Here is a 24737-nt window from a genome sequence, read left to right as displayed (position 1 = left end):
TATAGATAAAGATACTTGCGTTATCAGTAATCTCAGTATTCTCAGTAGTTCATTTAGCATATATTTTAATAGAATGGGAATTTCAGAATAGTTATTTTTAAGAACTTATATCTGAACATAGTGGAATGTTTTGGCAACACCCCCGAACTTTTGGTATAGAGAAAAATGTAAAGATGGCATAATAATTGATTCTAAGAAAAACATTTAAAATTAATCACCAAATCCTCTTCATAAACATAATTTAATTAGGCGCAATCATTATATTACCACAGAAAGAGGTGCCCGGTATGACAAACATCCATTACTATGTTACCGGCAATACAGCTGAAGGTTTCGTCAATCACCTTTATACGAACTTGCATGACATTAACCAGGTTATTGCTCTGAAGCATCCATCGGTAAGTTTGAAAACAGGAATCATTAACAGGTTAATCGATCATTATGAAACCAGCAATGTTGAAATCCTGGAAAGTGCACTTGGGGATCAATACCTTGATGGCATCATTATCCGTGATAAGTCAATCGCATTCATTGACAGCAGAATAGCAACTTTAAGGTCGGAGATGATCAATCTGGAAGAGACTTTTCCCGTCAAAGATCAGAATCTTACGGAAGTCGATAATCTTACGCAACAAGCATACGACAGCTTTTCAAAAGGCTTAAAAATCCACGATGATCTGGAAGAGATTTATATTAATAAAATGGATTTTGACCATGCTGATGCGTTCACAACAGAATTCATAAATGATTTACTTCATAACGTTCCAAAGCAGAATCAGGAGCCACATACTTACAATAGACTTTTCGGGACTAATACGGCCGATGGTGTCGTCAATGTTGTCCCCCACCTAATTCAAGACATAAAAAATGTCTACTACATCAAAGGCCGGGCCGGGACAGGAAAATCGGTGTTCATGAAAAAAATTGCCGAAGCCTGTACAGAGCATGGCTTTGATGTGGAGTTATATTATTGCAGTTTTGATCCGGGCAGCGTTGATATGGTACTCGTGCGTGACTTGGATTTTTGTATATTTGACAGCACTGATCCGCATGAATTTTTCCCGAAACGTGAAGGGGAAGTGATTGTTGATTTATATGAAGAATTCGTAGCGGCAGGCACGGATGAGAAATTCGAAACAGAGATCAGTGAGCTGAACACCCGTTATAAATCTTGTATGAAAGAAGGCATTCGTTACTTGAAAATGGCGGGGCAGGAGCGTGATCAAATAGAAGAGAAGTATATGGATCTAATTACTGAAAAGGATATAGATGATGCTGTCCAGAAGATTCTATTAAGTTTACCCCGTTGATATCGCTGATTTACTCAGCGGTATATTTGCTAATATTCTATTTTCTCACTTGTCGAATTGTTCGTTATATAGTATAATAAAATACAGAAAATTAAGATTATGTTCATGACAAGGGGGATAAATAATGACGACCGTAAAGATGATGAAGCCATATTACATTAATGTGTCTGATAGTCATATTCAAGTTATTTTGGGATATAAAAGTTTTACGCTGGTTATGAACAATCAAGTCTATCGTTTTGTTCCGGCTGAGTCGCGCGAGATCCGAATTAACCGCAGCACGCAAAAAGTAGAAAATCTTGAAGCACGGTTTACATTTGAAAAAGATAATGAAATCATCTACATGACATTAAATGAACTTATTTCCATTCCGGATGTCCTGGTTCAGCTACATGAGATTGTCAAACCATATTATCAGGATAATGATGAAAATTCAGTTATTATCGATGAACTTGAACACATGAACGTGAAAAGATTAATTGATAAAGCACTTGATAATTGGGATAGAGAGACATTTGAGGCATTATTGAAATTACTTTAATGAAGCTCCTAATTTTTGGGAAGCTTCTTTTTTTCGGTTAAATTGGTTTAGATAGAAAAATCTTTTGCTATTTTATAAAAAATTGATTCACGTCAAGGTTGTGGCAATACTCCCTATTTATAATAAAGGCAAAACGGGAGGTGATGAGAATGCAACTGTTCATGGAAGATTATGCATTCATTTTTGTCGCAGCTATTATAACGATTGCATTGACGATTATGCTCAGGGCGTTTGGAGTAACGCTTATCCAGGCTGTGGTACTCGGCATACCAGCTTTAATCAATATAGAAGCTATGGTGTCGATTATGATTATCGCTCAAGTCTTATTAACCGGTGTGACACTTTATAAATTTATCAAGGCACTTGATCTGAACTATCAAATAACGCTTGAAAAAACACACCAAAAACAGCCGGATCTGATTAAAGAAGAGCATCGCGGCAGCAGATTTTCGTTTTGGAAAACGAGCTAATTTTAAATATAATAATAGACCTTTTTGAAAATAATAAACTATTGGATAAGCTTTTTTGATATGATGCGTATAGTGGTGATAAAAGGGGGGAGTTTTCTGGATTGTAATCATTGTGGTACAACCAATGCCTCGCATGCGCTGTATTGTGTGCACGATGGACATCCTCTGTATCAGCAGGAACCACATGGGCGTTTACAAGCTCAATCATACTGCAGCGCATGCGGGGCAATCATCAATCATAACGCTGCAAGATATTGCGGGAAATGTGGCAGCTCACTTGATGTCTATGAATCATCAAAAACACGCTTCTCACGACATACATATTTTGATTTTAATCTCGTACGCAGTGTTCTGCCGGGATTGTTTTTGTCGATTGTGATGCTGCTCGGTCTCAGTCAAATTATCCTGGGAGCGATAAGAGACAATACGGAACCTGGTGACTTCTGGAATGCTCAGCTGCCGATTACTCCGGAAAGTTTAAATGTGTTGAACATGACGCTTTTTGCCAATTTGACCAGCTTGTCCATATCGATGGAGAATGACCAGTTTTCACAGCAAATTATTTATATATCTGCCGGAATGAGTTATATCTTGATATTTGCAGTTCTTTCGTTAATCGCCGGCGGATTTCTGATAAAGTGGCTTCATCCTTTAATTGATGAGTGGAAGGCAGCCATATTTGTTGCCGTAGGGTATGCCATGTTGTTGGTGATCATTAGTCCGCTATCAGGAGCTGAGAATATTGATCAGGGAAATAACCAAGTATCATTTGCCTTTAATACGTTTAGTGCTCTGGTCAATGGTCTATTTATCGGTTTTATGTTCAGTTACGCTAGCATGGTTTTACGAAAGGGCCGGTTGAAAGAGAAGATGCGCGTATTTGTATATCAGCGGGCACTCTATTACGGGGTATTTGTTTTTCTGGCAGGTTATGGCGTGATGCTTGTTATCAGTTCCTTTTTAACGGCTCAGTATGAACCACCGGCGGAATGGGGAGAAATGGGAGACGCAACAATGATTGACAACCTTATGAATGCTGTATTTATCGTCCGGATGGCAGTTTACCTGTTTAATTTTTCTGTTTTGAATACGTTCGTTCTCAATAATCCGGATTTTGAGGAAAAATCAACGTTTTCCTTCCTGTCTGGTTTCTCTAACAATGCGGAAACGATGGGTTGGACATACGACATACCGCCGCAATTTTTCGATTCAAATGAGATTGTTTTTATTATCATAACAGCTGCACTGTTTATCATGACCGGGCGTCTATTGGTGGCATCCGGGCAGCAAAAGATGCTGAAATCAATTGTTGTATACAGTATTGTCTTCGCTGTCATCATGACTTTCTTTTCCTTTAATGTCTCCATGAATCAGATAATTCAGCATCAGGCACAACAGATGGAACATGATAACATGTCATTTTTTACCGGTTTTGAAATCATACGAACATTTGCTGTCAGCATGATCTATGCCATGGTTACCGCATTAATCGGTGCCCTGACACGAAAAATATTTTAGGCTAGGGGGGAAGTCGGTGAAAAGGAAGATAACCGAAACAAAGCAGCAGGTAAATGAATTAACGGAAGCCAAGTCAAAGCTTTTGATTGAGTTGGGACAGGAAGTTTATTTGGCCTATCGTCGAGGTGAGGATATAGAATCGGTCGTGGCGAATAAAGGTTCATCCATTAAAGATCTGGATTCGAAAATTTATTCACTCTTGCAGGAAACGAAGCTGAATCGAGAAAATGTGATGGAATGCTCATGTGGTGCACCGCTTTCGGAAGAGGACGTGTTTTGCCCGGAATGCGGGAAAAAGACCGATATGCCGGACAGCAGGGAACAAAATCAGATGACTATGTGTTATGTCTGTGAGAATGAAGTGCCGGCTGAAGCGGATTATTGTCAGGCATGCGGGGCAAAAATGAAAAAAGTGTACGCGAACTAATCGGGTACACTTTTTTAAAATCGCCGCTATGAAATATGCTTATTTAATTTCCGTTAATACATCAGTCACTTTCTCAACGGTGTAGCCACTGCCGCCACTGTCCTGGGTATTTTCAACCATCATGGCAATTAATATGTCCTGATCCTCTGATGGGTAGCCGACAAACCAGCCGTTTTCTTCACCATCTTCGTCTTCGGCAGATAGTTTGAGTTCAGCGGTTCCTGTTTTACCGGCGATCGGAAACTCCGCATCCTGTGCCCCTTTTGCGGTTCCATCCGGTGCGTTAACGACATCATGGAGAGCGTCATGGATGAGTGTTGCTTCATCACTGGTAATCAGTTCTTCTTTCCATATTTGGCCATTTTCCTCATCTGCCAGAAGCGTTGGTTTAAGCATATTGCCTTCATTTAAGATTGGCGTGTAGGTCAAGGCGAGATGAAGGGCACTTACTTCGATTTCACCCTGTCCGTAACTTGTATTCGCCAACTGTACCTCATCATCTATTGATCCACTCGATGATACGGATGATGATGTCATAGGGTACTCAAAGGGGAGGTCTTCGCCGAATCCAAATTGCTGCATTCCATTTACGAATTCCTCAGTTCCCATTTCAACTGCTTTTTTGGCAAAGTAAATATTATCCGAGCGAATCAGTGCATCGGTCACATCTACCGGACTATCTGTTTCACTGACACGGCGGACTTCATAATCGCCCCAGCCTTCACCGTTGCTCCAGGTAAGCCCGTTTATCTCCATACCTTCACCAGGCACAATGCTGCCGTTATTGAGTCCAATAGCTGCTGTTACCGGTTTGATGGCTGACCCGGGCGAAAAGGTAGCGGAAAAGCGATTGAGTGTTGGCTGCTGCGGGTCGTTTTGCAGCTCATCATACTTAGACTGGGATATACCATAAAGAAAATCGTCTGGTACAAATCCCGGACTGCTTACAAGCGCCAATGTTTCACCGGTTTTTGGGTGAATGGCTGCAGCTGTTCCCGCGTTATCATCATAGGATTCATAAATAGTTTCCTGAACATCGGCGTCAATAGTCGTCACGATGTTTTCACCATTCTCAACTTCCTTTTCAGCAATGACGGTTTCTTCATCACTTTCGTTAACTGCCGTTATGACAGCTCCTTCTTCACCTTTTAATCTTTCTTCAAATAGGGATTCCAGACCGCGCTGGCCAATCATGTCGTCCCCATCGTATTTTTCCTCGTCCAGCTCCTCCAGATCTTCCGCCGTCACTTGGCTGATATAACCTGTCAGGTGAGATGCGGCTTCACCGAGCGGATAGACACGGCCGGTTGCATCATTGAAAGTAACACCGCTCAATTCGCTTAATTGGTTGATGGTGTCTTCATCTGATGGTGGCAATTTTTTAAGTGGTACAAACATATTCGGTTGTACCCAATCCTGATTAAGGCTGTTATCGATTTCTTCAACAGACATGCCTATTAAATCAGCCACTTCCTGTTTTACTTGTTCCGGATTGTCTCCCAGGTTTTCAGGGATAATCCCAACTTCATGTACGGTATCATTTATGGCTAATGGCATACGATTACGGTCGAGAATTTCTCCTCGCTTCGGTTCAGTGATTTGCAGCCCGATTTCACCGCTATCCTGTATTTCCGGGAAAATAAATCCGGGATCCCATTTAACGAACCAATTTTCTTCCGCTTCTCCATCTTCTCCGCTTGTTTCTTCCTCTTTCGTAAGGGTTGCTTCATAATCAAATGAAATTGGACCGGCTATCGATTCCATCTCAACGGTAAAGGGAAATTGTGCTGTACCATTGTCCATGGCTGCTTCCATTTCCTCATCAGATAGTTGTTCAAATGTCACTTGAAGATTTGAGATGTTCAAATCCCCATAAATAGTTTGATACCGGTCGACAAATTCCTCTGTGGGGTAGGTTTCGGCTGACTCTGTGGTAATCATGTTATACATATCGGAAAATTCCTGATTGTTCCAATGGTTGACGTATTCGTTAAAACGTTCCTGTGGTGTCGTTTCGTCGTTTGAACATGCGGTGATTAGAAATAGTAACAAAAAAGGAAATAATAACGCTATTTTTTTCATACAATCCCCCCTCAGGTTCCTTCTGTTATCCTATTAAATTATTATATCATGACATTTGTACAAAAACATGCACCTAAACTAACTATCTCAATTTTCCATATCAGCGGAAAGAAAAGAGGTAAAAGTCATTCATACTGACCTTTACCCGCATGAAATCAATTGTTATGAGAATCGATCACCTTGCCTCCATGTGATTTTTCAGTTCGGTTCTGACACGATTCAGTTCCTCATCCGGTACAATGTAGTACCATATGTCACCAATGTACTGACCGCTTCCACTCAGTTCCATTGAATCAATCGTGTTACGGGACTGCCGGTAGTCTGTGAACAGTGTTTGCATCTGATTGAACGTGAGATCTGTCTGGACATTATCGCCAATTATATCGAGAATATTTGTCACCTTGGTAATGCTTGAAAAGCTGGCGGCCTCATCGATGGCTGCTTGGATAACATCACGCTGACGCTCATTTCGTCCAATATCGCCTCTTGGATCCTCTTTACGCATTCGAATGTAACTTAATGCCTCATCCCCATTGAGCTGGATTTCGCCCTCCGGAAAGTCCTCACCGTCCTGTGAAAAGGCCCGCTCATTTGTAACGGTGATTCCGCCCAGCGCATCAACACCTTGCCGGAAACCCTCCATATTGACTTGTGCATAGAAGTGGACAGGAATATCCAGCATTTGCTCGACTGTTTCCACGGATAGTCCAACATCACCGAATGCATAGGCATGGTTAATTTTGTCCATTCCGTGCCCAGGTATCTCAACCCGTGTATCCCGGGGAATGCTGAGCATTTTCATGGCGTTTGTATTTGGGTTCAATGAAAGCACAATCATGGTATCTGAACGGCCTTGATCATTTTCCCGTTCATCGACACCAAGCAATAAAATATTAATGGACCTGGATTCATTGAAAGCGGAGTCCAGCTCTTGCTTGCGCTCAGGGTCTTCATCTCTTGGCAATGGATTGTGCATCGTTTCTGCTGTATCACCGACTTTATCGTATATGTATAGCAGGCCCAGGCCGGCAACCAATAGTAATATAAATATAGTCCCGCCGACCCAGTACGGCCATTTACGGCGTTTTTTTCGATTGTTTTTCGCCATTCTTAAACTCACATAAATTCTCCTTCATTTTAGATAATTCAGTATATTCAACGTGCCAACTATTTCACTTTCTGAGGGCAGAAAATGGTCTTCCAGGTTAGACGAAATTGGGGTGCCGGACGTTTCACTTTTTTCATCGGCAAGGAGCGTTTTGCTTCATCGAAGGTGCTGCTTTATGAATCATTGTTAGTATTCCTGACAGTGAAGGTGAGTCCGGTCACGAACAGAATGATTGTATTTTTTACTTGACCGCTCCCATTACAATACATTCTATTCTGACTATATGCCATTACAGCAGACATTTCAAGTTCAAAAATAAGTCATAAGACCTAATTCGATAAAATATTTTTGGAAAAATACAAAACTAGTTTGCGTTTGACAAAAGAAGACACCCAAAAGGCTTTGAATATATAGTATAGTAGTCTTATAAAAAGAATATTTCCTCAGAAAAAAGCATACCTGTTGAAAAATAGGGGCGCAAAGTCACAGGTCTAAAGCATTAGTGTTATGATGGCTGGACTGCCTGAGAACTATATGGGGTGACGTTTATGATGAGTACGGGGGAGTATGTTGAGATGGATCAGGAATGGGTTGCATTAATGAAGGAGGCAAAATTAATCGGGTTGACGATTGAGGAGGTTCGGCTGCTATTAAACAAAAATCATGAAGTGAGTAAATCTAAATAAGTGATGTGCTCAATATAGAACCATACATCTTTTTATGGTATAATCTATACTGAAAGAAGGTGTATGTGTTGATCGGTGAAAAGATAAAGCAACTGCGCAAAGAAAAGAAAATGTCTATTTCTGAACTGGCGGAAAAAGCAGGTGTAGCAAAATCCTACTTAAGCTCCATAGAGAGAAATCTTCAGACAAACCCATCGATCCAGTTTGTTGAGAAAATCAGTGCCGTGTTGGGCATATCCGCTAATGACTTAATACGTGAAGATAAACAGGGTGACCATGATCAGCAGCTGGACGATGAATGGCTGCAAATTGTTCAGGAAGCGATGAATTCAGGTGTGACAAAGGAACAATTTAAAGAGTACCTCGAATTTTATAAATGGCGTAACAGGCGCAATAATTAATTTCCAGACCGTGGAGCTGCAGCTTGCGGTTTTTTATTTGGAAATTTTCCGGGTCGGTGTTTGAAAATCTGATGTAACAAATTTGAGGTAATATCGTTAGGTTGTATGAATGATAGGGTGAGGAAGCTATGAAAAAATATCTTAACTGGCTGCTTCCGATCATGTGGATGGGTGTTATCTATTATTCGTCGGCACAGCCATATGAAGACCAGGACGTCAAACCGCTTTTGGAAAGTAAATTGGATTTATCATTTCTGATACCATATGTGGATTGGGTTTCTTTTTCATACCATCAGTCGGAAGTGAGTGTTTCTGCCTTGGGTGTGGAAGGGTTTGTCGAATTTTTTCTGCGGAAAGGTGCTCATGTCGGGGTTTTCTTTATCCTGATGTGCCTGTTTTTTGTGGCGTTGATTAAGACAAGCAGAATGAATTTTCGGGTTAGGTTGACCGTATCGTTTTTGCTGACGGTTGCATATGCTGTAATGGATGAATTTCATCAGGGATTCACCGTAAACCGGACGCCGTATTTTGGCGATGTCATGCTGGATGCAACTGGAGCCCTGATTGCAGTGATTCTATTATTCTTCTGGCAGCAATATCGTACAAAAAATAAAATCTCATAACGAAATCTTTTAAGAAAATACTGGATAAGACATGTTTCGACAACATCTTCCGGCAAAATGTGGTATGATTCTTATAGGTAATTAAAAAAAGGCGGTTTTTTAAATGGTAGAGCAAGAGCGATACAAACACCTAATGGAAAAGTTAATTAAAGAAACAGAGAATAAAAAGATTCAATCAGCAGATGAGATGATCCAAAAGTTAATCAGCGAAATATCAGGTAGGAAATCGTATTCACCAGATCATTAATATCAGTGGGGTGCCTTCCTCACTGATGACATGGAGCAAAGTCAAAGCAATTGGGCCAAATGAACACCTGCATTTCCTGGAAGGGATGCAGTATTACTTAATCGAAAAGAAAGTATTGATGACGTTTTCAATACGGAAATCGGCTAACTCGCCGATTTCTACTAATCCGACCTCTGACCTCTGGCATCTGAAAAGACGCGTCAGCGTTTTTTCTTAACATGGACACTTTCTTAATGGATATGCTAAGTTTAAAGCAGATACAAATAAAAGGAATGAGTTGATTGGAAAACGACGTATATATTAAAAATGCTGCCATTTTCACCGAAGAGGATGGCGTTATTAATGGTTCATTGGTAATTGAAGAAACAAAAATCAAAGCGATACATATGGAGGAGCAAACACCCCCGGATGATGTGACCGTGATTGATGGTGAGGGGCTGAACCTGATTCCGGGATTTATTGACGGTCACATCCACGGGGCAGCCGGAGCAGATGTCATGGATGCAACCGAAGAGGCGTTGGATACGATGGCAGGTGCACTTCCGGAAGAAGGGACAACTAGCTTTTTGGCAACGACAATTACACAATCCCCGCAAAACATCAGCAAGGCACTTGAAAATGTGGCAGTTTATTCTTCCAAGCAAGGAAAGGCTGAAGTTATCGGTGTCCATTTGGAAGGGCCATTTATAGAAGCAAGCAAAAAAGGCGCACAGCCGCTGGAATACATAATGGGGCCTGATATTGACCAATTTAAATACTGGCAGGAATTGTCAGGGAATTCGATAAAGACGACTACAATGGCGCCGGAACACGATACGACCGGTGAATTTATCCAGTATTTATATCAATCCGGTGTCAATGTTTCAGCAGGGCATACGGATGCAGGTTTTGAAGCTATTAAAAAAGCCATCCCATACGGCTTGAGGCAATTGACACACCTTTGCAATGCCATGAACGGCATCCATCATCGTGACATTGGGGCAGTTGGAGCGGCATTCCAACTGGAAGAAATACGGGCAGAATTGATTGCTGATGGGATTCATGTGTCCCCGGAAATGCTGCAGCTGATTTTTTCCAATCTCGGAAGTGAACGGCTGATTCTCATAACAGATGCCATGCGGGCAAAATGTCTGCAAGCAGGCAACTATGAGCTTGGCGGACAGCCTGTAACCGTCACGGATGATCGTGCTGTCCTGGAAGATGGGACGTTAGCCGGAAGTATTTTGAAAATGCAGCAGGGCGCACAACAAATGTTGCGCTTGGAGAATGCTTCAATCGAGAATGTCGTACAAATGGCATCGGAAAACCCTGCAAAGCAATTGAATATTTTTGACCGAAAAGGTAGCATCAGGACGGGAAAGGATGCAGATTTATTGTTAGTTGATGACAATCTGCAAATTAAATATACCATTTGTCGTGGTGCTGTGGCATATCAGGAGGACGAATCAGATGGAAATCATTAAAGCAAAAAATTATGATGAAATGAGTGAAAAAGCCTGTGAATTAGTCATGGATCAGGTGAAAAAATCAGACAGATCAGTGTTGGGGCTTGCAACGGGCTCCACCCCGGAAGGCCTTTACCAACAGTTGATTGAGCAATACGAGGCAGGAAATGTCTCATTTAAGAAAGTTACCACATTTAACCTTGATGAATATGTCGGACTTACTGCTGATGAGCCAAACAGTTACCGGTATTATATGAATGAAAAATTATTTAACCATATTGACCTGCCGGATGAGAATGCTTTCCCTGCCGATGGCGATGTGGAGATTTGGAAAGGAATGTGATAAATTATGAAGCACGCATTTCGAATTCCGGCTATGTTGATCTGCAAGTATTGGGGCTGGGCTGAATGGTCCATATCGGCTTTAACGAGCCGGGGACTGCTTTTTGACAGCCGTACACATGTGGTTGAGCTGGATGAGTCAACTCGGGAAGCCAATGCACGTTTTTTCACGTCCATGGATGATGTACCGAAAAAAGCGTTGACAATGGGGATTGGCACGATTATGGAAAGCAGGCAAATCATGCTGCTCGTATCCGGTGAGAAAAAAGCTGAGGCTGTTAAACGGCTCGTGAATGGTGAGGTTACTGAGGAATTCCCGGCATCAGTCCTGCAAAAGCACGAAAATGTTATTTTGATCGCAGACGAAGAGGCACTGTCGAAACTTTGAGACAGTGCCTCTTCTCAACATGGGCCGGAGAATCAAAACATGGGCCGGAGAATCAAAACATGGGCCGGAGAATCAAAACATGGGCCGGAGAATCAAAACATGGGCCGGAGAATCAAAACATGGGCCGGAGAATCAAAACATGGGCCGGCAGAAAAATCAAAATAACAGGGCCAGAGAATCAAAACATGGGCCAGAGAATCAAAACATGGGCCGGAGAATCAAAACATGGGCCGGAAATTCAAACCATCGCCCGGTTACACATCAATCTCCACATAAGCAGTTCCTTTATCCGAAAATATTGCGTTGTCGCTGGTGAGATCGACTATCCAGTTTCGGAATTCCGCTTCTTCGCCGTCAGGAACATACACAATAAATTCCACTGTATCGAGGTAATTGATCGAATCTAAAATATAATCCGAATTACGCAGAGCATTTTCAAGTTTTCCGAGTAACGAATAGTCGATAACGATTGAAAAACCTTTCATTAACTTGCGCTCTACCACTCCGGCAGTCTGTAGTGCTTGTGATGTTGTGCTGCTGTATGCACGGATTAAGCCGCCGGCACCAAGTTTAATACCGCCAAAATAGCGTGTCACCACAACAGCGGTGTCTTTTAAATCCTGTTTTTTCAACACTTCCAGAATCGGTACCCCGGCCGTCCCGTTCGGCTCTCCATCGTCATTCGCCTTTTGGACCTGATTATGTTCGCCTACCATATAGGCTGAACAATTGTGCGTTGCATCATGGTGCTTCTTTTTGATTTTTTGAACAAAATCCTGTGCTTCTTCTTCAGTTTCGACACGTTTAACATATCCGATAAACCGTGACTTTTGTATGACTAACTGATCAAAATCTTCCTTTTTTACGGTATAATAGTTAGATAGCATGTTGCTTTTTACCCCCCGGGAGATATTATAGTAGATAATAGGTTACGTAAGATCTGAAAATTTCAGGCTGGGATTATCTGACATCGGATGTTCAGGACGATTCAGCAGGCTGGGTTCCGATGTCCATGTAAAGCAAGGCATTTTTTCGTCCGATGTATATATCTGATGTCTTCCTTGTCCGCAGTAACGCCTGTATTGTTGCTGATCATACGATTTGATGAATCGATTTTACCCGTATTTTTGAATAGTATCTAAAAGTAAGCATTAAGCCCCCTATAAAATATTAACGGGCTTCGAATAATTATAACATAGGTTGGTGGGAATATATGGCACACAAGCTGGAAGAAAAAACGTTGGATTATGTCATTGATGAAATGATTGAAGTGGTCCAAAACAGCAAAGATGAAATTTTCAACATCGGCGAAGAAGCGCGTACCGAGTATGAACAGCTGCAAACGGAACTACAGGGAACAAGAGAGAAGGTCATCAGCCATATTAATAACGGAGATGAGCTGGAACAGAAAGTACGCTATTCAAGGCAGCGTTTATCAGAGGTCAGCAGGGAATTTGACCGTTATTCAGAATCTGAAATCCGGGAAGTTTATGAAAAGACCCATGCCATGCAGACAGAACTTGCTATTGCGCGCCGGGAAGAAAAGGTTCTGCGTGATAAACGTGATGAACTCGATCGACGCTTGATGACACTGGATCAGACAATTGAACGTGCAGAAGGGCTGGCCAGTAAAATATCTGTCATTCTCACTTACCTGAACGATGATTTCAGACAAGTCAATGAAATGATTGAAGAAGCAAAAGAAAAACAGGAATTCGGACTGAAAATTATTGAGGCACAGGAGGATGAACGACGGAAAATATCCCGGGAAATCCATGATGGCCCAGCTCAGATGCTGGCAAATATCCTGCTCCGTTCAGAGCTGGTTGACCGAACCTTCCGTGAAGGCACGGTAAATGAAGCACTCGGTGAGGTCAAGAGTGTCCGGAAAATGATCCGTTCGTCCTTATATGAAGTCCGTCGTATTATATATGATCTCCGGCCTATGGCATTGGATGACCTGGGATTGGTTCCAACGATTAAAAAATATGTTGCAACGATTGCTGACTACAATGATATCGATATTGAATTCACACCGGTCGGGAAAGAAGAACGGTTACATCAAAAATATGAAATTGCTTTTTTCCGCTTAATGCAGGAAGCGTTACAGAACGCGGTTAAACATGCTGAAGCATCATTAATCAAAGTGAAACTGGAAATAAATGAATCCATTATTGCGATGATGATCAAGGATGACGGAAAAGGATTCGATCCCGCGTTAAAACAAGAAAAGACGTTTGGTTTAATTGGTATGAGGGAACGTGTGGAAATGCTGGATGGAACGCTTTCGATAAACTCAACGATTGGTAAAGGAACAACAATCATGATACAGGTGCCATACAAGGTCTCGTAAAATTTTTTATTTTAGAACATTTAAAGTATACTTATATTATTACGATATAGAAAGTAAGCGGAATTGATACATAAATGTAATAGGGTAACCTTATATTTAATAGAGTAATAATTTGGGAGGAACAATTGATGAGTGAAAAATTAACGAAAATTGTATTGATTGATGACCATAAGTTATTTCGTGAAGGGGTCAAACGGATTCTTGATTTTGAAGCCTCTTTTGAAGTTGTTGCTGAAGGCGACGATGGTAATGTTGCCTCTAAATTGGTCCGGAAACATAGACCGGATGTTGTGCTGATGGATATCAATATGCCCAAATTAAATGGTGTTCAGGCTACCTCAGACCTCGTGCGGAAATTCCCGAATACGAATGTCATTATCCTTTCGATACACGATGATGAGAATTATGTGACACATGCTTTGAAAACGGGCGCACAGGGTTATCTGCTGAAGGAAATGGATTCAGATGCCTTGATAGAGGCGATTAAAGTTGTTCGTGAAGGTGGTTCCTATCTCCATCCGAAAATAACACATAACCTGGTGCAGGAGTACCGCCGTCTGGCTCAGGAAAACGTAGCAACGGTGGGAGTGGGTGAAAGCACAGTTGAATATTATAAACCACTCCACTTGCTTACACGTCGTGAATGTGAAGTTCTGCAGCTGTTGGCAGACGGGAAAAGCAATCGTGGTGTCGCAGAAAGGTTATATATCAGTGAAAAAACAGTCAAAAATCACGTTAGCAATATTTTACAAAAAATGAATGTGAATGATCGTACGCAGGCAGTCGTTTCAGCTATTCGCAAAGGCTGGGTCGAGGTGAACACCTAGGAGCCTTGGACAGAAGTATGCCGTAATTTATGTAAAATAATGTATATTCGATAAGTGATTAAAATTGCTTTAAATATGCTTTGGATGAAATCGCCTAATACCCTTTCAATGCAGGGTTTATAAGGTTTTAACCATAGAAAAAGCACTCTTTTAATGGTACAATGTTTTTTGAGAGAAAAACAAACCCAACGAAGAGTGCTTTGATTTCATTGTACTTATTTTGTTTAAAAACGCCACAGTAGCCACTCTTCCAGCACTGAGGATTAAATTTATTTTCATATCACTTGTTTCTTGAAATTCACTATATTAAACACTGAATATTCGGAAATTATTTTTCTCCTATTTTACCAAAAAAGAGAAGCCGAATTTTCAGGGGATAATTTTTTGAAAACTTTACACAAATAGATTTCTTTGCTTGGCATCACATCCTTTGCTATAATGAATCTATCAGGTGAACCGCACCTGTATAGGTTTTACCATTTTCGTTATATCCTCGTCTGTTAGTCGTTTTGTTCTGATGGTCTCTAACAGATTTGAGGATATTTCTTTTGCCGTCTTTTTGACACGCTTAAGTATGTTTGAGCCATTTTCAAATAGCTGCATCAAAATATCCGTTATTTGTGTCAAAAGATAATGGTTCTTCATGGCCGTGTAATCATGGCTTGATGCATGTTCGATATGATATGGATATGCTTTGTCTGTGAAACTTCATTTCAATTCTTCCAGCGGCTTTCTGCCCTGCATAGAGAAGCTTTCGACAGTTTTTATCCGTGATTTTTTGATATCGGTCAAAAAACATGAAACGCTTTGGCCAATCTGCCGTTTGATCGTTACCTTCCAATACATGAATGTCCAATCATTATACGCAATGTGATTAACCAACGATCTTGTCTCTGCTGCCCTTTCCATTAGTCTCTTTCCATCTTTATCAACGCATGAAACTCTTCACTGATGCTTTTTGATGCGGTCTTCTTTAAAGCGTAACAGGAACTTCCAATGGTTGTTATGACAGGTTTTAAATACGTTTTCTCACATGCATACAGACTATCGGCAATAATGCAGATGGCAGCCTCTTAAATGTTTGATTTAATCGGGAAGCCATACGATAAAACGCATTTAATTCACAGTCCTGTTTGGGACCTCTTTCTGACTCATCTCAATAAACTCGGAATCAACACTGAAAAACCATATTTTGCCAACAACCAGTTTCGCCTCCAGGAACATGATGCATGTAAACAGTCTTTTTCGACATTCCTTCTTCGTCTTTGTATTTCCCGCCTCAAGCAATGATCCGCAATGCTTTCTGATTGAACGTGAAATAACCCGGTCCCATCAATAATAATCGCCCAATACTTGCCGCCAATACGGCCATCTTCAAAAACACCTTCTTTTTCATAACTCCCTGATCATATAAGTCGTATGTTTACGCAGTTCAATCCGGTTTCCAAGCGCGAGAGGAAGTCATGATGGTGTCGTAATGTGGTAATTCCTCCAAGGTTTCCAATGTTCAACGCCTTTTTGATGTTGACATTACATTCATCTTTGTTGATTGATTCGTCATCGATCGCAATGCTTTTCAGGTCACATAACATTTTTTCAGGATGATCATGAAAAGAAGGATATCGCACCCATATCGATATAGCTTTTGATGGCGTGGATCAGAGACAATGTTTCATTATGTTTGCAAATCTTTAAAAAAGTGTTTTCCTGAATTTCATTGAGCTCGAAAAATAATTTCACCTTTTCCATGTTTCTTTTTATTTTTCTCGTTACATCTTAAAAATCCCCTAAAAATATGCGGTATAATAGGCTTCTCGTAATTATATTATATACCATGTTTTTCATATTTTAGGTCGTATTAGCTCGAAAAATTTTTACTCTTCAGTGCTGCCACTCTTTCGTTGGAATCTCAAAAAACGAGGAGAGATTAAATGGCACAAACGAAACCCCGATGCCCTAATCAGATGTTCTTTTCCAGGAATTATTACAGGACAAGAATTTGAACATAGCCACATGCTGCCGGTTCTTTTCGTACTTGGCAGAGGAGTTGGATCTGACCTACTATGAACGCTTACGAATGGGGGCGCCACCTTACACCCGCCGTATCGTAACGGCTGTTATTTTTTACGCCATGTACCATGGACATTATGCAGCTCAGAAGATCTGTCGGTTTGCCGAGGACAGTATTGGCGCACAGTGGATATTATCCGGCATGCGTATGCCAAGTTATAAAACAAGTAGAACGACGATAGATGCTCTTTTTTGGCTGAAGTGGACCGCCTTTTCATTTCAAAGTCATTGGAATCTGTGAAGGTTGTCCCTGATTGGCCGACAACGCATGCATATTGATGGTACAAAAGTCAAAGCCAATGCCTCGAAGCACAAAGCGATGAGTTATGAGCACCTGACAAAGAAAATCGATCGCCAAACAAACGATATGGAAGCATTATATGACGTTATTAAACCATACATAGATGAAGTGGAGCAGATGCCGGACCATAAGCTGAGGCTTGTATACATGAACAGGCGGAGCAAGTGCAGCGTCTTTTGCGGAAACAGCATCAATCAGAATTACAACAAAAGGAACAGCAGTATTCAACTCGATTCAGAGGTAGAGGGAAACCGAAACGAAAGCATGGTTACGATGAAGAAGTGTTAAAATCCAGTTGCCCTGTTTTAAATGATGTGCCAGCGGAATCATTTGAACTGACAGTGGATGTCTTGAACGACGTCGCATTTACACAGGATCGAATTCACACGATGGAACAGGCAAAAACAACACTGGAGCAAAAGTGGCAAGAGGAAAATGGGAATAAAAAGATCCCACCAGGAAAACAAAATCAATTTACAGATCCAGATTCAAGTATCCATGCTTACGAAACACCATGGTGTGCAGCAATGTTACAACCATCTCGCCTGGGTTGATGTCAAAGCGCATATTATCCTTGGTGCACATAACAAGCAACAATGCTTCCGATCAACTTGGGTTACAACCAACGTTGGAACATGCGGAAAAAATGTGCGGCTCGTTAAAAGACATACAAGCCGGCGCCGATGCCGGTTTTTTCTCAGCCAATAATATTGCTTTCATGAGAAGGAAAGGGACGGACTTTTATGCCTCGTACGCCGTAGCGAAATCCCCGTATGCCAAGGATAAGTTTGCGTATGATGCACAGAGTGATACCTACACCTGCCCAGAGGGCCAGATGCTTTTCACGGCAGAAAACAAAAGAAATCAGGAAAGATTGGAGAATACAGCAATAAAGAAGCCTGCCAGTCCTGCCCGCTTAGCCCGCACTGTACGAAAGCAAAAGGACGGTATTCGGAAATAGAAGGGAATATGGAAAATGACCCTATCAGGGAAGAGCGAAAGCGAGGCTGACAGTGAGAAAGGTAAAGAAATTCTGAAACAGAGAAAAAGCGTCCCGGAACCTGTATGGGGCAACATTCAAGTGCAGGATGAGTGGAAACAGATGCATGGACGTGGGATGGACAATGCTTCACGTGAATTCAAATTGCACTGCGTCATGCACAATATCCGGAAAATCGTGAAAGTCTACTTTAACAGTCCGTCGTATCATGAAACCGTCCACCAGAAGGAACAATTATACAAGGATACCGGCTAATAAAGCAGACTTAATGAGAGGAGGTGAATAACGTTTCGCTCAAGAAATTAAAAAATAACATAGTGAAGCTTATTTGGTGTGCCTTTTTTAAATGTCCTCTAATTCTTACATTAAACAAGCCAAAATGAAAACCCGGGCGTTTTTTTAAAGAAAACTTTTGTCCAAGACTCCTAGGTTTTCACCTGCTTTACACAAAATCTAAAAAACTCTGCAGTCTTTTGGCTGCAGAGTTTTTTAAGATCAAATAGAATAAAATATTTCAAATGACGTTTTCAATACTGAAATCGAACTCGCCGAATCTGAGACGCGTCAGCGTTTTTTCATGATGCATTTTTGTCACAATTGATGTAAAATGATAGCAAATAGTACAAGTATGAGGAGAAGGTTAGCGATGAAAATTGCTGTAATGTCTGATAGCACATCCTACATTCCTAGAATTAATAGACCGGTACAATGTTCATATGTCCGCTGAGTGTTGTGTTTGGCGAGACATCTTTACCGTGAAGGAATTGATATCACAACGGAGGAATTTATCAGAAAGTTAAAGAAGCCGACGAACTGCCGAAAACATCACAGCCGTCAATTGGTATGATAACTGAAAAGCTGGAGGAACTTGCAGGCGATTATGATGCGGTCATCTCGGTTCATTTATCCAGTGGCATAAGCGGTACATATCAGGCAGTTCTCAGTGCGGGAGAAATGGTCGAAGGAATTGATGTTTACCCGTACGATTCGGAGCTCAGCTGCATGGGCCAGGGTTTTTATGTGCTTGAGGCGGCAGAGCTGTCACAAGCAGGAAAATCCCCGGAAGAAATTATTAACCGCCTTGATGACATAAAAAAAACCATCCGGGCTTATTTCATGGCTGATGACTTAAGCCATTTGCAGCGCGGCGGTCGGCTGAATGGTGCCCAGGCGATTGTCGGGAGTCTGCTGCAGGTTAAACCGTACTCCATTTTGTTGATAAACAATGTGCCATTTGAGAAAATCCGGACGCGTAAAAAGCATTAAACGGATTATGGGCATGCTTGAGAAGATGCAAACAAGGAAAGAACTAAAGTCGTCTTTATTCATGCTAATAAGGAGCAGCACTCGAGCTTAAGGAAAAGTTCGATGCTGACTATCCGAATATGGACACGATGATCAGTTATTTCGGTCCTGTATCGGACACATCTTGGTGAGGTGCTCTCGGTGCATGCTGGGTATATAATCGTCACACAACGAAAGAACAGGATCGGCTGTCCGGGCCGGTTCCTCCCTTCCACTTATCTTTCCTATTAACTCAGTTGGAGCGTGAAGCAATGGATTATACTGAACTATCGCAACGTTATGCAGGAAAACTTCTGCTGCGACGTGAGATTCTTATTGATGACCCCTTATTTGAACACCTGCTGAATGCTAATTATTTCACCCCCAAAGTTTCTATCCTAAAGAAATGGTCTATGTATCAATGTCAGCGCTGTGGTAATCAAAAACAATCGTTATTCGGAGACATTCCCTGTTATCATTGCAAAACATCACATGTTTATTGCCGGAAATGTATTGAGATGGGCCGGGTGATGGAATGTTTGCCATTGTATGAATGGACCGGCCCTGAACCAGACTGGCCCGTTTACGCTAATGCCTGTACATGGAGCGGGGAATTGACCCTGCCACAGGAGACGGCTGCCAATCGCATCATTCAGGCAATTGATAGTGGTGAAAAGGAAATACTTACTTGGGCGGTTTGCGGTGCAGGCAAAACAGAGATGCTTTTTCCTGGCATAACCGAAGCCTTAAAACTGGGTAAACGTATTTGTATTGCCACGCCCAGAACGGATGTTGTTCGCGAATTGCTGCCACGGCTGCGTGAAGCTTTTACAGGTATTTATATACAGGGTTTGTATGGTGGAAGCCTGGAAAAGGATGGAACCTCACAGCTCATCATTGCCACAACACACAGCTGCTCCCGTTTCAAACATGCATTTGATGTGATTATATCGATGAAGTCGATGCCTTTCCGTTTACGAAAGACCAACACTCCCATTTGCTGTTGACCGTGGCAAAAAGGGAAACAGTACCACCATTTATTTAACGGCTACGCCAAGACAAGAATATAAACGCGCATGGCCGGGAAGAAATTGCCGCATGTATTCGTCCCCAACGCTTTCATGAACATCCCCTTCCTGTACCCGGTTTTTCACATGTGTGTTATACCATTAAGACTTGCAGATCCCGGGCCTCCTATCATTTTTCAGGTGGTTTGCTAACCGGGAAAAACCCAGGCCGGCAATTGCTGATTTTTGTCCCGACAATTAGACTGGCCGAAAGTTTGACTCAAAACTATCTGCCAGCCTTTCCGGCAATACGGTTAAGCCAGTCTATGCATCCGATCATGATCGTGAAGAAAAGGTCCAGCAGTTCAGAGATAAAACCTATCAAATTTTAGTGACCACGACGATTTTGGAACGCGGCGTCACCTTTCCATCCGTTGATGTAGTGGTTCTGGATGCGGGCACACGTTTTCGACGAGGCAGCGCTTGTACAAATTGCCGGAAGAGCCGGCAGAAGTCGAAGATACTACAGGAAAAGGGAAGTCGTTTTTTTCCATACGGCAAACTGAGCGATGGTACAGGCGGTCCAAGCCATTACTCAAATGAACAACGGGGAGGTTTTCATTAACATGATTGTTTATGGTGTGATGCCGATATATTCCGGAGATCAACTGGAAACGGTTATCTTTTTTAGCCAAACCAAATCTGTGCCAGCCTTGTGAGAGTCAATTGCATATCCTTCAGGGGGACGGTGTGTTAAATGCAGCCGGGCAAGTGAGGACGAATTTGTCCGGATTGCAAGTGGTGGAAACTTTCGGCACCATATGAGGATCCACTGATATGGAATTATTCATTTTTGCGTATAACGAGCAATAGGAGATGGTATCAAGGTGGAAATACCGGGGCGATTATTGTCTTGGTAATGCATTCAAAGTTTACCGAAAGCGTTTGAACGGATGTTTTATTCTCCCAAGGACGGTTGCTGTTCCGATACACTGAGTGACGCATGGATGAACGCGTTTCAACCAATCCAAAATGCTGCAGAATTCCTGCCGCTAAAAACTGACGACTACTGACACGTATCACCAGTGAAAAGCAGTCCAAAAACCGCGGCAGCGTATCACAGCAGTTACCATTTCAGGACGACAATCCCGGTCGTTCTTGCCGATGATATCTATACACCGGACTACGCTCAGGCATGCTGCTTTTATTTTAAGCATGGATGCCCCGGCTTACGCCCTGACATTGATTCGTGGGTGCCGGATATGATAATATAAAGGGGAAAGTAGCAATGGCAGAATTAGCAAATTGTTCCGCTGGTGGGATGTGTGTTTGTGAAGTCGGTCCGAAATGTGTGTCGTCGTGTCATAAAGAGGAGGAAGCGTTTCAAATTGTTTACGGTTTTTTAAAATCGGGAAACCGTGAGGCGACTATGACGGAGGTTGTTAAGGCAACGGATATCCGAGGAATGATTATCAAATTTATCAAGAGCGCAGATTACGGACCTCGGAATTTCCAAAGCTGGCTTACCGTGTGATCGTTGCTTTAATATTGTCAGCGGGGAACTGTGTGCTGATTGCTCGCTTGAACTGAGAAGTGATCTCGAACGCCATGAAAGGATGAAAAAACAGGAAGCAGAACAAACGAACCAACACGAGCAAATTTATTACGCTTTTAATCCTGGATTCCCGCCATAACATAACGATAAATCAGGTGAAAATCCGATAATGTTGGGCTTCATGCCCATTTTTTATTGTTTTTATACTCGTTATGTGTTACAATATACATAACGAGGAGGCGGAAAAATGGCTATCGTCTATCAAACAGATAAGCGTTCAGGGATTACCTATGCGTATGAGTCCATTTCATACTGGGACAAAGACAAGCGCCAATCCCGATCCAAAAGGACCTTAATCGGACCGGTGGACAGTAAAAACCGGAAAAATGTCCGACAGACGGCAGAGGACGGAAAAAATAAAGAGGCGCATACCGTGGCAAAGAGAGGTCCTGTTCCAATCTGTGCAAACGTCACGTTATTTTACGGCGCTACTTATCTTCTGGATCAAATCGGTGCCAATACCGGGGTTACAGAAGACCTAAAAGCGTGTTTTCCCGACAAGTATCGCCAGATTCTATCCATCGCATACTATCTGGTCCTGGAGGACAGCGCTCCGCTCTACCGTTTTGAAAAATGGAGTCATTTACATAAACATCCTTACGGTCAAAACATCACGTCTCAGCGAAGCAGCGACCTGTTCGCGTCCATCACCGAAGACGCGAAATATAAGTTCTTCCAGCTGCAGGGAAAACGGCGGACGGAAAGGAATTTTTGGGCCTATGATATCACCACATATCCAGCCAGTCCGAACTTTTGAGACAGGTCCAATACGGCTGGAATAAAGAAAACGATCCACTGCCTCAGCTAAACCTGGCGTTGGTGTTCGGCGAAACATCCAACCTGCCGTTTTATTATTCGCAAACTGGCCGGTAATATCCCGGATTCCAAGACCGTCAGAAAACTGCTTGCCGATTTGGATATGCTTGGCTTCTCCAAGGTGAAGCTGGTCATGGACAGAGGCTTCTACAGTCAGGAAAATATCAACGCTTTGTTGAAAAACCATCTGAAGTTTCCTGGTCTCCGTTAAAATGTCTCTTACTTTCGTCCGGAAAGAACTGGATGCCATCTATGACGGCTTTCGATCGTTTGAACACTACAGTGAGAAATACGAGTTATATGCCCGCACGGTCCGGACAACGTGGCATTATACGCAGCAACGTCCTTATAAAGGAGACGCCCTGACACAGTCCAGGCGTATGTACATTCACTTTTATTACAATATTGACCGGGCCGCGGAGGATGAAAAAGCATTTGACCGCAAGTTAATCAACCTGCGTCGTGAATTGGAATCAGGGAAAAGGCTCCCGGAACATGAAAAGCAGTATCAAACGTATTTTGAGACAAAAACCACCCCGAAACGCGGGACAAAAGTCACCGTCAAAGAAGAGGCTGTCAACAAAGCCAAGCGATATTTTGGATATTTTGCGCTGATGACCAATGAAACGATGGGCGCCATCGCTGCATTGGAGCTTTACCGCAATAAGGACGTTGTTGAAAAAGCGTTCGGGAATCTGAAGGAACGGCTGAACATGCGCCGCACACTGGTATCATCCGACAGAGTCTTGATGGGAAACTTTGTGTGTGTTTGTGGCGCTCATCTATCTTTCTTATATCAAAAAACAAATGCAAGATACCGATTTATTAAAAAAATATACGTTACAGAGCGTGCTGGATCAACTGGATGTTATAGAATACTTTGAAGCGCCAGGGAAAGAACCGCGTATTGGCGAACTTCTTAGCAAGCAAAAAGAGATTTATGGAAAATTAGGTGTTACCCCGCCTACCTCGTTATGAGTAGGCGGGAATCCAGGTTTAATAGGAATAAAAAATAATCCTAAATGCTTTAATTCATGTGAAAAACTGCCGATATTAAAATTAAAGCAATCGGTACGGTAAGTTGAGATAATAGAGGTGATGTAGCGTGAAAATATATGGACCTGACCAGACCAACTTTAACCCATATAAAAATCAACTGCAAAAACAAAACGATTATTCCAAAGGCACGGATAAAAAAGATCAATTGGAAATATCCAATCAGGCAAAGGAAATGCTTGAGAATCAAAAAACAGATTCAACACGCGCGTCCCATGTCCAGCAGATTAAGGATGCTGTAGATAAGGGCGACTACAAAATCAATTACGAGAAAACAGCACAAAAAATGATTGATTTCTGGTCAAAGCAGGGAGGACGCTAACATGTCTGTTGAGCCCATCATACAAGCATTGGAAAAGCTGATTAAGCTGCATGAAGGTTTGCTTGATTCAGCAAGCCAAAAAACAGAGCTGATCAAAGAAGGGTCTGTGGATAAACTGCAAACATTGCTTGTGAAAGAGCATAAATATGTCCAGGCTTTGGAGCAGGCCGAAATAAAACGTCAAAAAGCGGTTGAAGTATGGCTGGAAAATCAGGGAATCACCTTGTCGCATGCAACGATTACAGCTATTCTGGAAATTTTAATAGATGAACAAGCGAAAGAAGACCTGGAAAACACCGTTGTGAAACTGACTAATACGATCACGCAATTAAAACAGCAGGAGCAGCTTAATCGGGATTTGATCCGCCAATCGCTGCAATTTGTTGAACTGTCGCTGGATATGATGAAACCATCACTAAGTCATATGAACTATGGTGCAAAACAAACAACTGATTCACCGGAACGATCTGTTTTTGACTCAAAAGTATAGGCAGCAAT

At 42.0% G+C, this 24737-nt stretch carries 29 protein-coding genes, 1 pseudogene and 1 riboswitch; of the genes and pseudogenes, 26 read left to right on the top strand and 4 right to left on the bottom strand.

The window, feature by feature from the left end; translation table 11 throughout:
- The first annotated feature begins 287 nt into the window (after positions 1–287).
- The 5 genes from Len3610_RS10510 to Len3610_RS10490 all read left to right on the top strand — a co-directional run bounded on the left by Len3610_RS10510 (position 288) and on the right by Len3610_RS10490 (position 4266).
- Positions 288–1310 (top strand): hypothetical protein, encoded by a 1023-nt coding sequence (locus tag Len3610_RS10510; protein WP_176447904.1) that lies wholly within the window; start codon positions 288–290, stop codon positions 1308–1310.
- A 124-nt stretch (positions 1311–1434) separates the two neighbouring features.
- On the top strand, positions 1435–1851 hold the full coding sequence (locus Len3610_RS10505) for a hypothetical protein (RefSeq protein ID WP_176447903.1): 417 nt from the start codon (positions 1435–1437) through the stop codon (positions 1849–1851).
- 149 nt (positions 1852–2000) lie between these two features.
- Positions 2001–2321: a hypothetical protein gene (locus Len3610_RS10500; protein WP_176447902.1), complete on the top strand. Its 321-nt coding sequence runs from the start codon at positions 2001–2003 to the stop codon at positions 2319–2321.
- 72 nt (positions 2322–2393) lie between these two features.
- The gene (locus Len3610_RS10495; RefSeq protein ID WP_176447901.1) at positions 2394–3839 is read left to right on the top strand and encodes a zinc ribbon domain-containing protein; all 1446 of its coding nucleotides are present in this window, start codon (positions 2394–2396) and stop codon (positions 3837–3839) included.
- Positions 3840–3855: 16 nt separating this feature from the next.
- Positions 3856–4266: a zinc ribbon domain-containing protein gene (locus tag Len3610_RS10490; RefSeq protein WP_176447900.1), complete on the top strand. Its 411-nt coding sequence runs from the start codon at positions 3856–3858 to the stop codon at positions 4264–4266.
- 39 nt (positions 4267–4305) lie between these two features.
- Here the strand turns inward: Len3610_RS10490 and Len3610_RS10485 are convergent, their stop codons facing one another.
- Positions 4306–6348: a penicillin-binding transpeptidase domain-containing protein gene (locus Len3610_RS10485; protein WP_176447899.1), complete on the bottom strand. Its 2043-nt coding sequence runs from the start codon at positions 6346–6348 to the stop codon at positions 4306–4308.
- A gap of 175 nt (positions 6349–6523) precedes the next feature.
- On the bottom strand, positions 6524–7468 hold the full coding sequence (locus Len3610_RS10480) for an LCP family glycopolymer transferase (RefSeq protein WP_255259559.1): 945 nt from the start codon (positions 7466–7468) through the stop codon (positions 6524–6526).
- A gap of 430 nt (positions 7469–7898) precedes the next feature.
- A riboswitch (cyclic di-GMP riboswitch) is annotated at positions 7899–7983 on the top strand.
- 21 nt (positions 7984–8004) lie between these two features.
- Between Len3610_RS10480 and Len3610_RS10475 the strand changes: the two genes are divergently transcribed.
- The 7 genes and pseudogenes from Len3610_RS10475 to Len3610_RS20925 all read left to right on the top strand — a co-directional run bounded on the left by Len3610_RS10475 (position 8005) and on the right by Len3610_RS20925 (position 11753).
- The gene (locus Len3610_RS10475; protein WP_176447898.1) at positions 8005–8142 is read left to right on the top strand and encodes an anti-repressor SinI family protein; all 138 of its coding nucleotides are present in this window, start codon (positions 8005–8007) and stop codon (positions 8140–8142) included.
- A gap of 68 nt (positions 8143–8210) precedes the next feature.
- A complete protein-coding gene (locus Len3610_RS10470) occupies positions 8211–8543 on the top strand; it encodes a helix-turn-helix domain-containing protein (protein WP_176447897.1) in 333 nt (110 codons plus the stop codon).
- 128 nt (positions 8544–8671) lie between these two features.
- Entirely contained in the window at positions 8672–9166 is a 495-nt protein-coding gene (locus tag Len3610_RS10465) for a VanZ family protein (RefSeq protein ID WP_176447896.1), read from the top strand.
- Between the two features lie 103 nt (positions 9167–9269).
- Entirely contained in the window at positions 9270–9413 is a 144-nt protein-coding gene (locus tag Len3610_RS10460) for a hypothetical protein (RefSeq protein ID WP_176447895.1), read from the top strand.
- Between the two features lie 281 nt (positions 9414–9694).
- Complete coding sequence (nagA, locus tag Len3610_RS10455; protein ID WP_176447894.1) at positions 9695–10876, top strand: N-acetylglucosamine-6-phosphate deacetylase; 1182 nt, start codon at positions 9695–9697, stop codon at positions 10874–10876.
- Positions 10863–11588, top strand: a pseudogene (gene nagB / locus Len3610_RS10450) (glucosamine-6-phosphate deaminase). Before nagA ends, nagB begins: the two are co-directional and overlap by 14 nt.
- Before the next feature lie 39 nt (positions 11589–11627).
- On the top strand, positions 11628–11753 hold the full coding sequence (locus Len3610_RS20925) for a hypothetical protein (protein ID WP_255259558.1): 126 nt from the start codon (positions 11628–11630) through the stop codon (positions 11751–11753).
- Positions 11754–11842: 89 nt separating this feature from the next.
- Here the strand turns inward: Len3610_RS20925 and Len3610_RS10445 are convergent, their stop codons facing one another.
- Positions 11843–12475: a YigZ family protein gene (locus Len3610_RS10445; RefSeq protein WP_176447893.1), complete on the bottom strand. Its 633-nt coding sequence runs from the start codon at positions 12473–12475 to the stop codon at positions 11843–11845.
- Positions 12476–12801: 326 nt separating this feature from the next.
- Between Len3610_RS10445 and Len3610_RS10440 the strand changes: the two genes are divergently transcribed.
- Positions 12802–13941 (top strand): sensor histidine kinase, encoded by a 1140-nt coding sequence (locus tag Len3610_RS10440; RefSeq protein ID WP_176447892.1) that lies wholly within the window; start codon positions 12802–12804, stop codon positions 13939–13941.
- Between the two features lie 128 nt (positions 13942–14069).
- Positions 14070–14768, top strand: coding sequence for a response regulator (locus tag Len3610_RS10435; protein WP_176447891.1), 699 nt, complete (start codon positions 14070–14072; stop codon positions 14766–14768).
- A gap of 708 nt (positions 14769–15476) precedes the next feature.
- Here the strand turns inward: Len3610_RS10435 and Len3610_RS10430 are convergent.
- A complete protein-coding gene (locus tag Len3610_RS10430) occupies positions 15477–15677 on the bottom strand; it encodes a hypothetical protein (RefSeq protein ID WP_176447890.1) in 201 nt (66 codons plus the stop codon).
- A gap of 1090 nt (positions 15678–16767) precedes the next feature.
- Between Len3610_RS10430 and Len3610_RS10425 the strand changes: the two genes are divergently transcribed.
- The 12 genes from Len3610_RS10425 to Len3610_RS10380 all read left to right on the top strand — a co-directional run bounded on the left by Len3610_RS10425 (position 16768) and on the right by Len3610_RS10380 (position 24729).
- The gene (locus Len3610_RS10425) at positions 16768–17079 is read left to right on the top strand and encodes a hypothetical protein (RefSeq protein WP_176447889.1); all 312 of its coding nucleotides are present in this window, start codon (positions 16768–16770) and stop codon (positions 17077–17079) included.
- 224 nt (positions 17080–17303) lie between these two features.
- A complete protein-coding gene (locus Len3610_RS10420; protein WP_176447888.1) occupies positions 17304–17693 on the top strand; it encodes a hypothetical protein in 390 nt (129 codons plus the stop codon).
- Positions 17693–18100, top strand: a complete 408-nt coding sequence (locus Len3610_RS10415; protein ID WP_176447887.1) for a hypothetical protein — start codon at positions 17693–17695, stop codon at positions 18098–18100. Before Len3610_RS10420 ends, Len3610_RS10415 begins: the two co-directional genes overlap by 1 nt.
- Positions 18101–18115: 15 nt before the next feature.
- Positions 18116–18394: a transposase gene (locus tag Len3610_RS10410; protein WP_176447886.1), complete on the top strand. Its 279-nt coding sequence runs from the start codon at positions 18116–18118 to the stop codon at positions 18392–18394.
- A gap of 588 nt (positions 18395–18982) precedes the next feature.
- Positions 18983–19405 carry a DegV family protein gene (locus Len3610_RS20920; protein WP_255259557.1) on the top strand — a complete coding sequence of 141 codons (423 nt, stop codon included), beginning with the start codon at positions 18983–18985 and terminating at the stop codon, positions 19403–19405.
- A 290-nt stretch (positions 19406–19695) separates the two neighbouring features.
- Positions 19696–20430 carry a DEAD/DEAH box helicase family protein gene (locus Len3610_RS20915; protein ID WP_255259556.1) on the top strand — a complete coding sequence of 245 codons (735 nt, stop codon included), beginning with the start codon at positions 19696–19698 and terminating at the stop codon, positions 20428–20430.
- A gap of 385 nt (positions 20431–20815) precedes the next feature.
- A complete protein-coding gene (locus Len3610_RS21805; protein ID WP_369693689.1) occupies positions 20816–21055 on the top strand; it encodes a hypothetical protein in 240 nt (79 codons plus the stop codon).
- A gap of 663 nt (positions 21056–21718) precedes the next feature.
- Complete coding sequence (locus tag Len3610_RS20910; protein ID WP_255259555.1) at positions 21719–21964, top strand: hypothetical protein; 246 nt, start codon at positions 21719–21721, stop codon at positions 21962–21964.
- 268 nt (positions 21965–22232) lie between these two features.
- The gene (locus tag Len3610_RS20905) at positions 22233–22802 is read left to right on the top strand and encodes a hypothetical protein (protein WP_255259554.1); all 570 of its coding nucleotides are present in this window, start codon (positions 22233–22235) and stop codon (positions 22800–22802) included.
- A 271-nt stretch (positions 22803–23073) separates the two neighbouring features.
- Positions 23074–23745 (top strand): IS1634 family transposase, encoded by a 672-nt coding sequence (locus Len3610_RS20900; RefSeq protein ID WP_255259553.1) that lies wholly within the window; start codon positions 23074–23076, stop codon positions 23743–23745.
- 221 nt (positions 23746–23966) lie between these two features.
- Complete coding sequence (gene flgM / locus Len3610_RS10385) at positions 23967–24239, top strand: flagellar biosynthesis anti-sigma factor FlgM (RefSeq protein WP_176447885.1); 273 nt, start codon at positions 23967–23969, stop codon at positions 24237–24239.
- 1 nt (position 24240) lies between these two features.
- On the top strand, positions 24241–24729 hold the full coding sequence (locus Len3610_RS10380; protein WP_176447884.1) for a flagellar protein FlgN: 489 nt from the start codon (positions 24241–24243) through the stop codon (positions 24727–24729).
- Positions 24730–24737: the final 8 nt, after the last annotated feature.

It is taken from the genome of Lentibacillus sp. CBA3610 (assembly GCF_013373365.1).
Lineage (GTDB): Bacteria > Bacillota > Bacilli > Bacillales > Amphibacillaceae > Lentibacillus.
The sequence above is the reverse complement of the archived record's forward strand: the minus strand, read 5'-3'. Positions and strand labels throughout refer to the sequence as shown.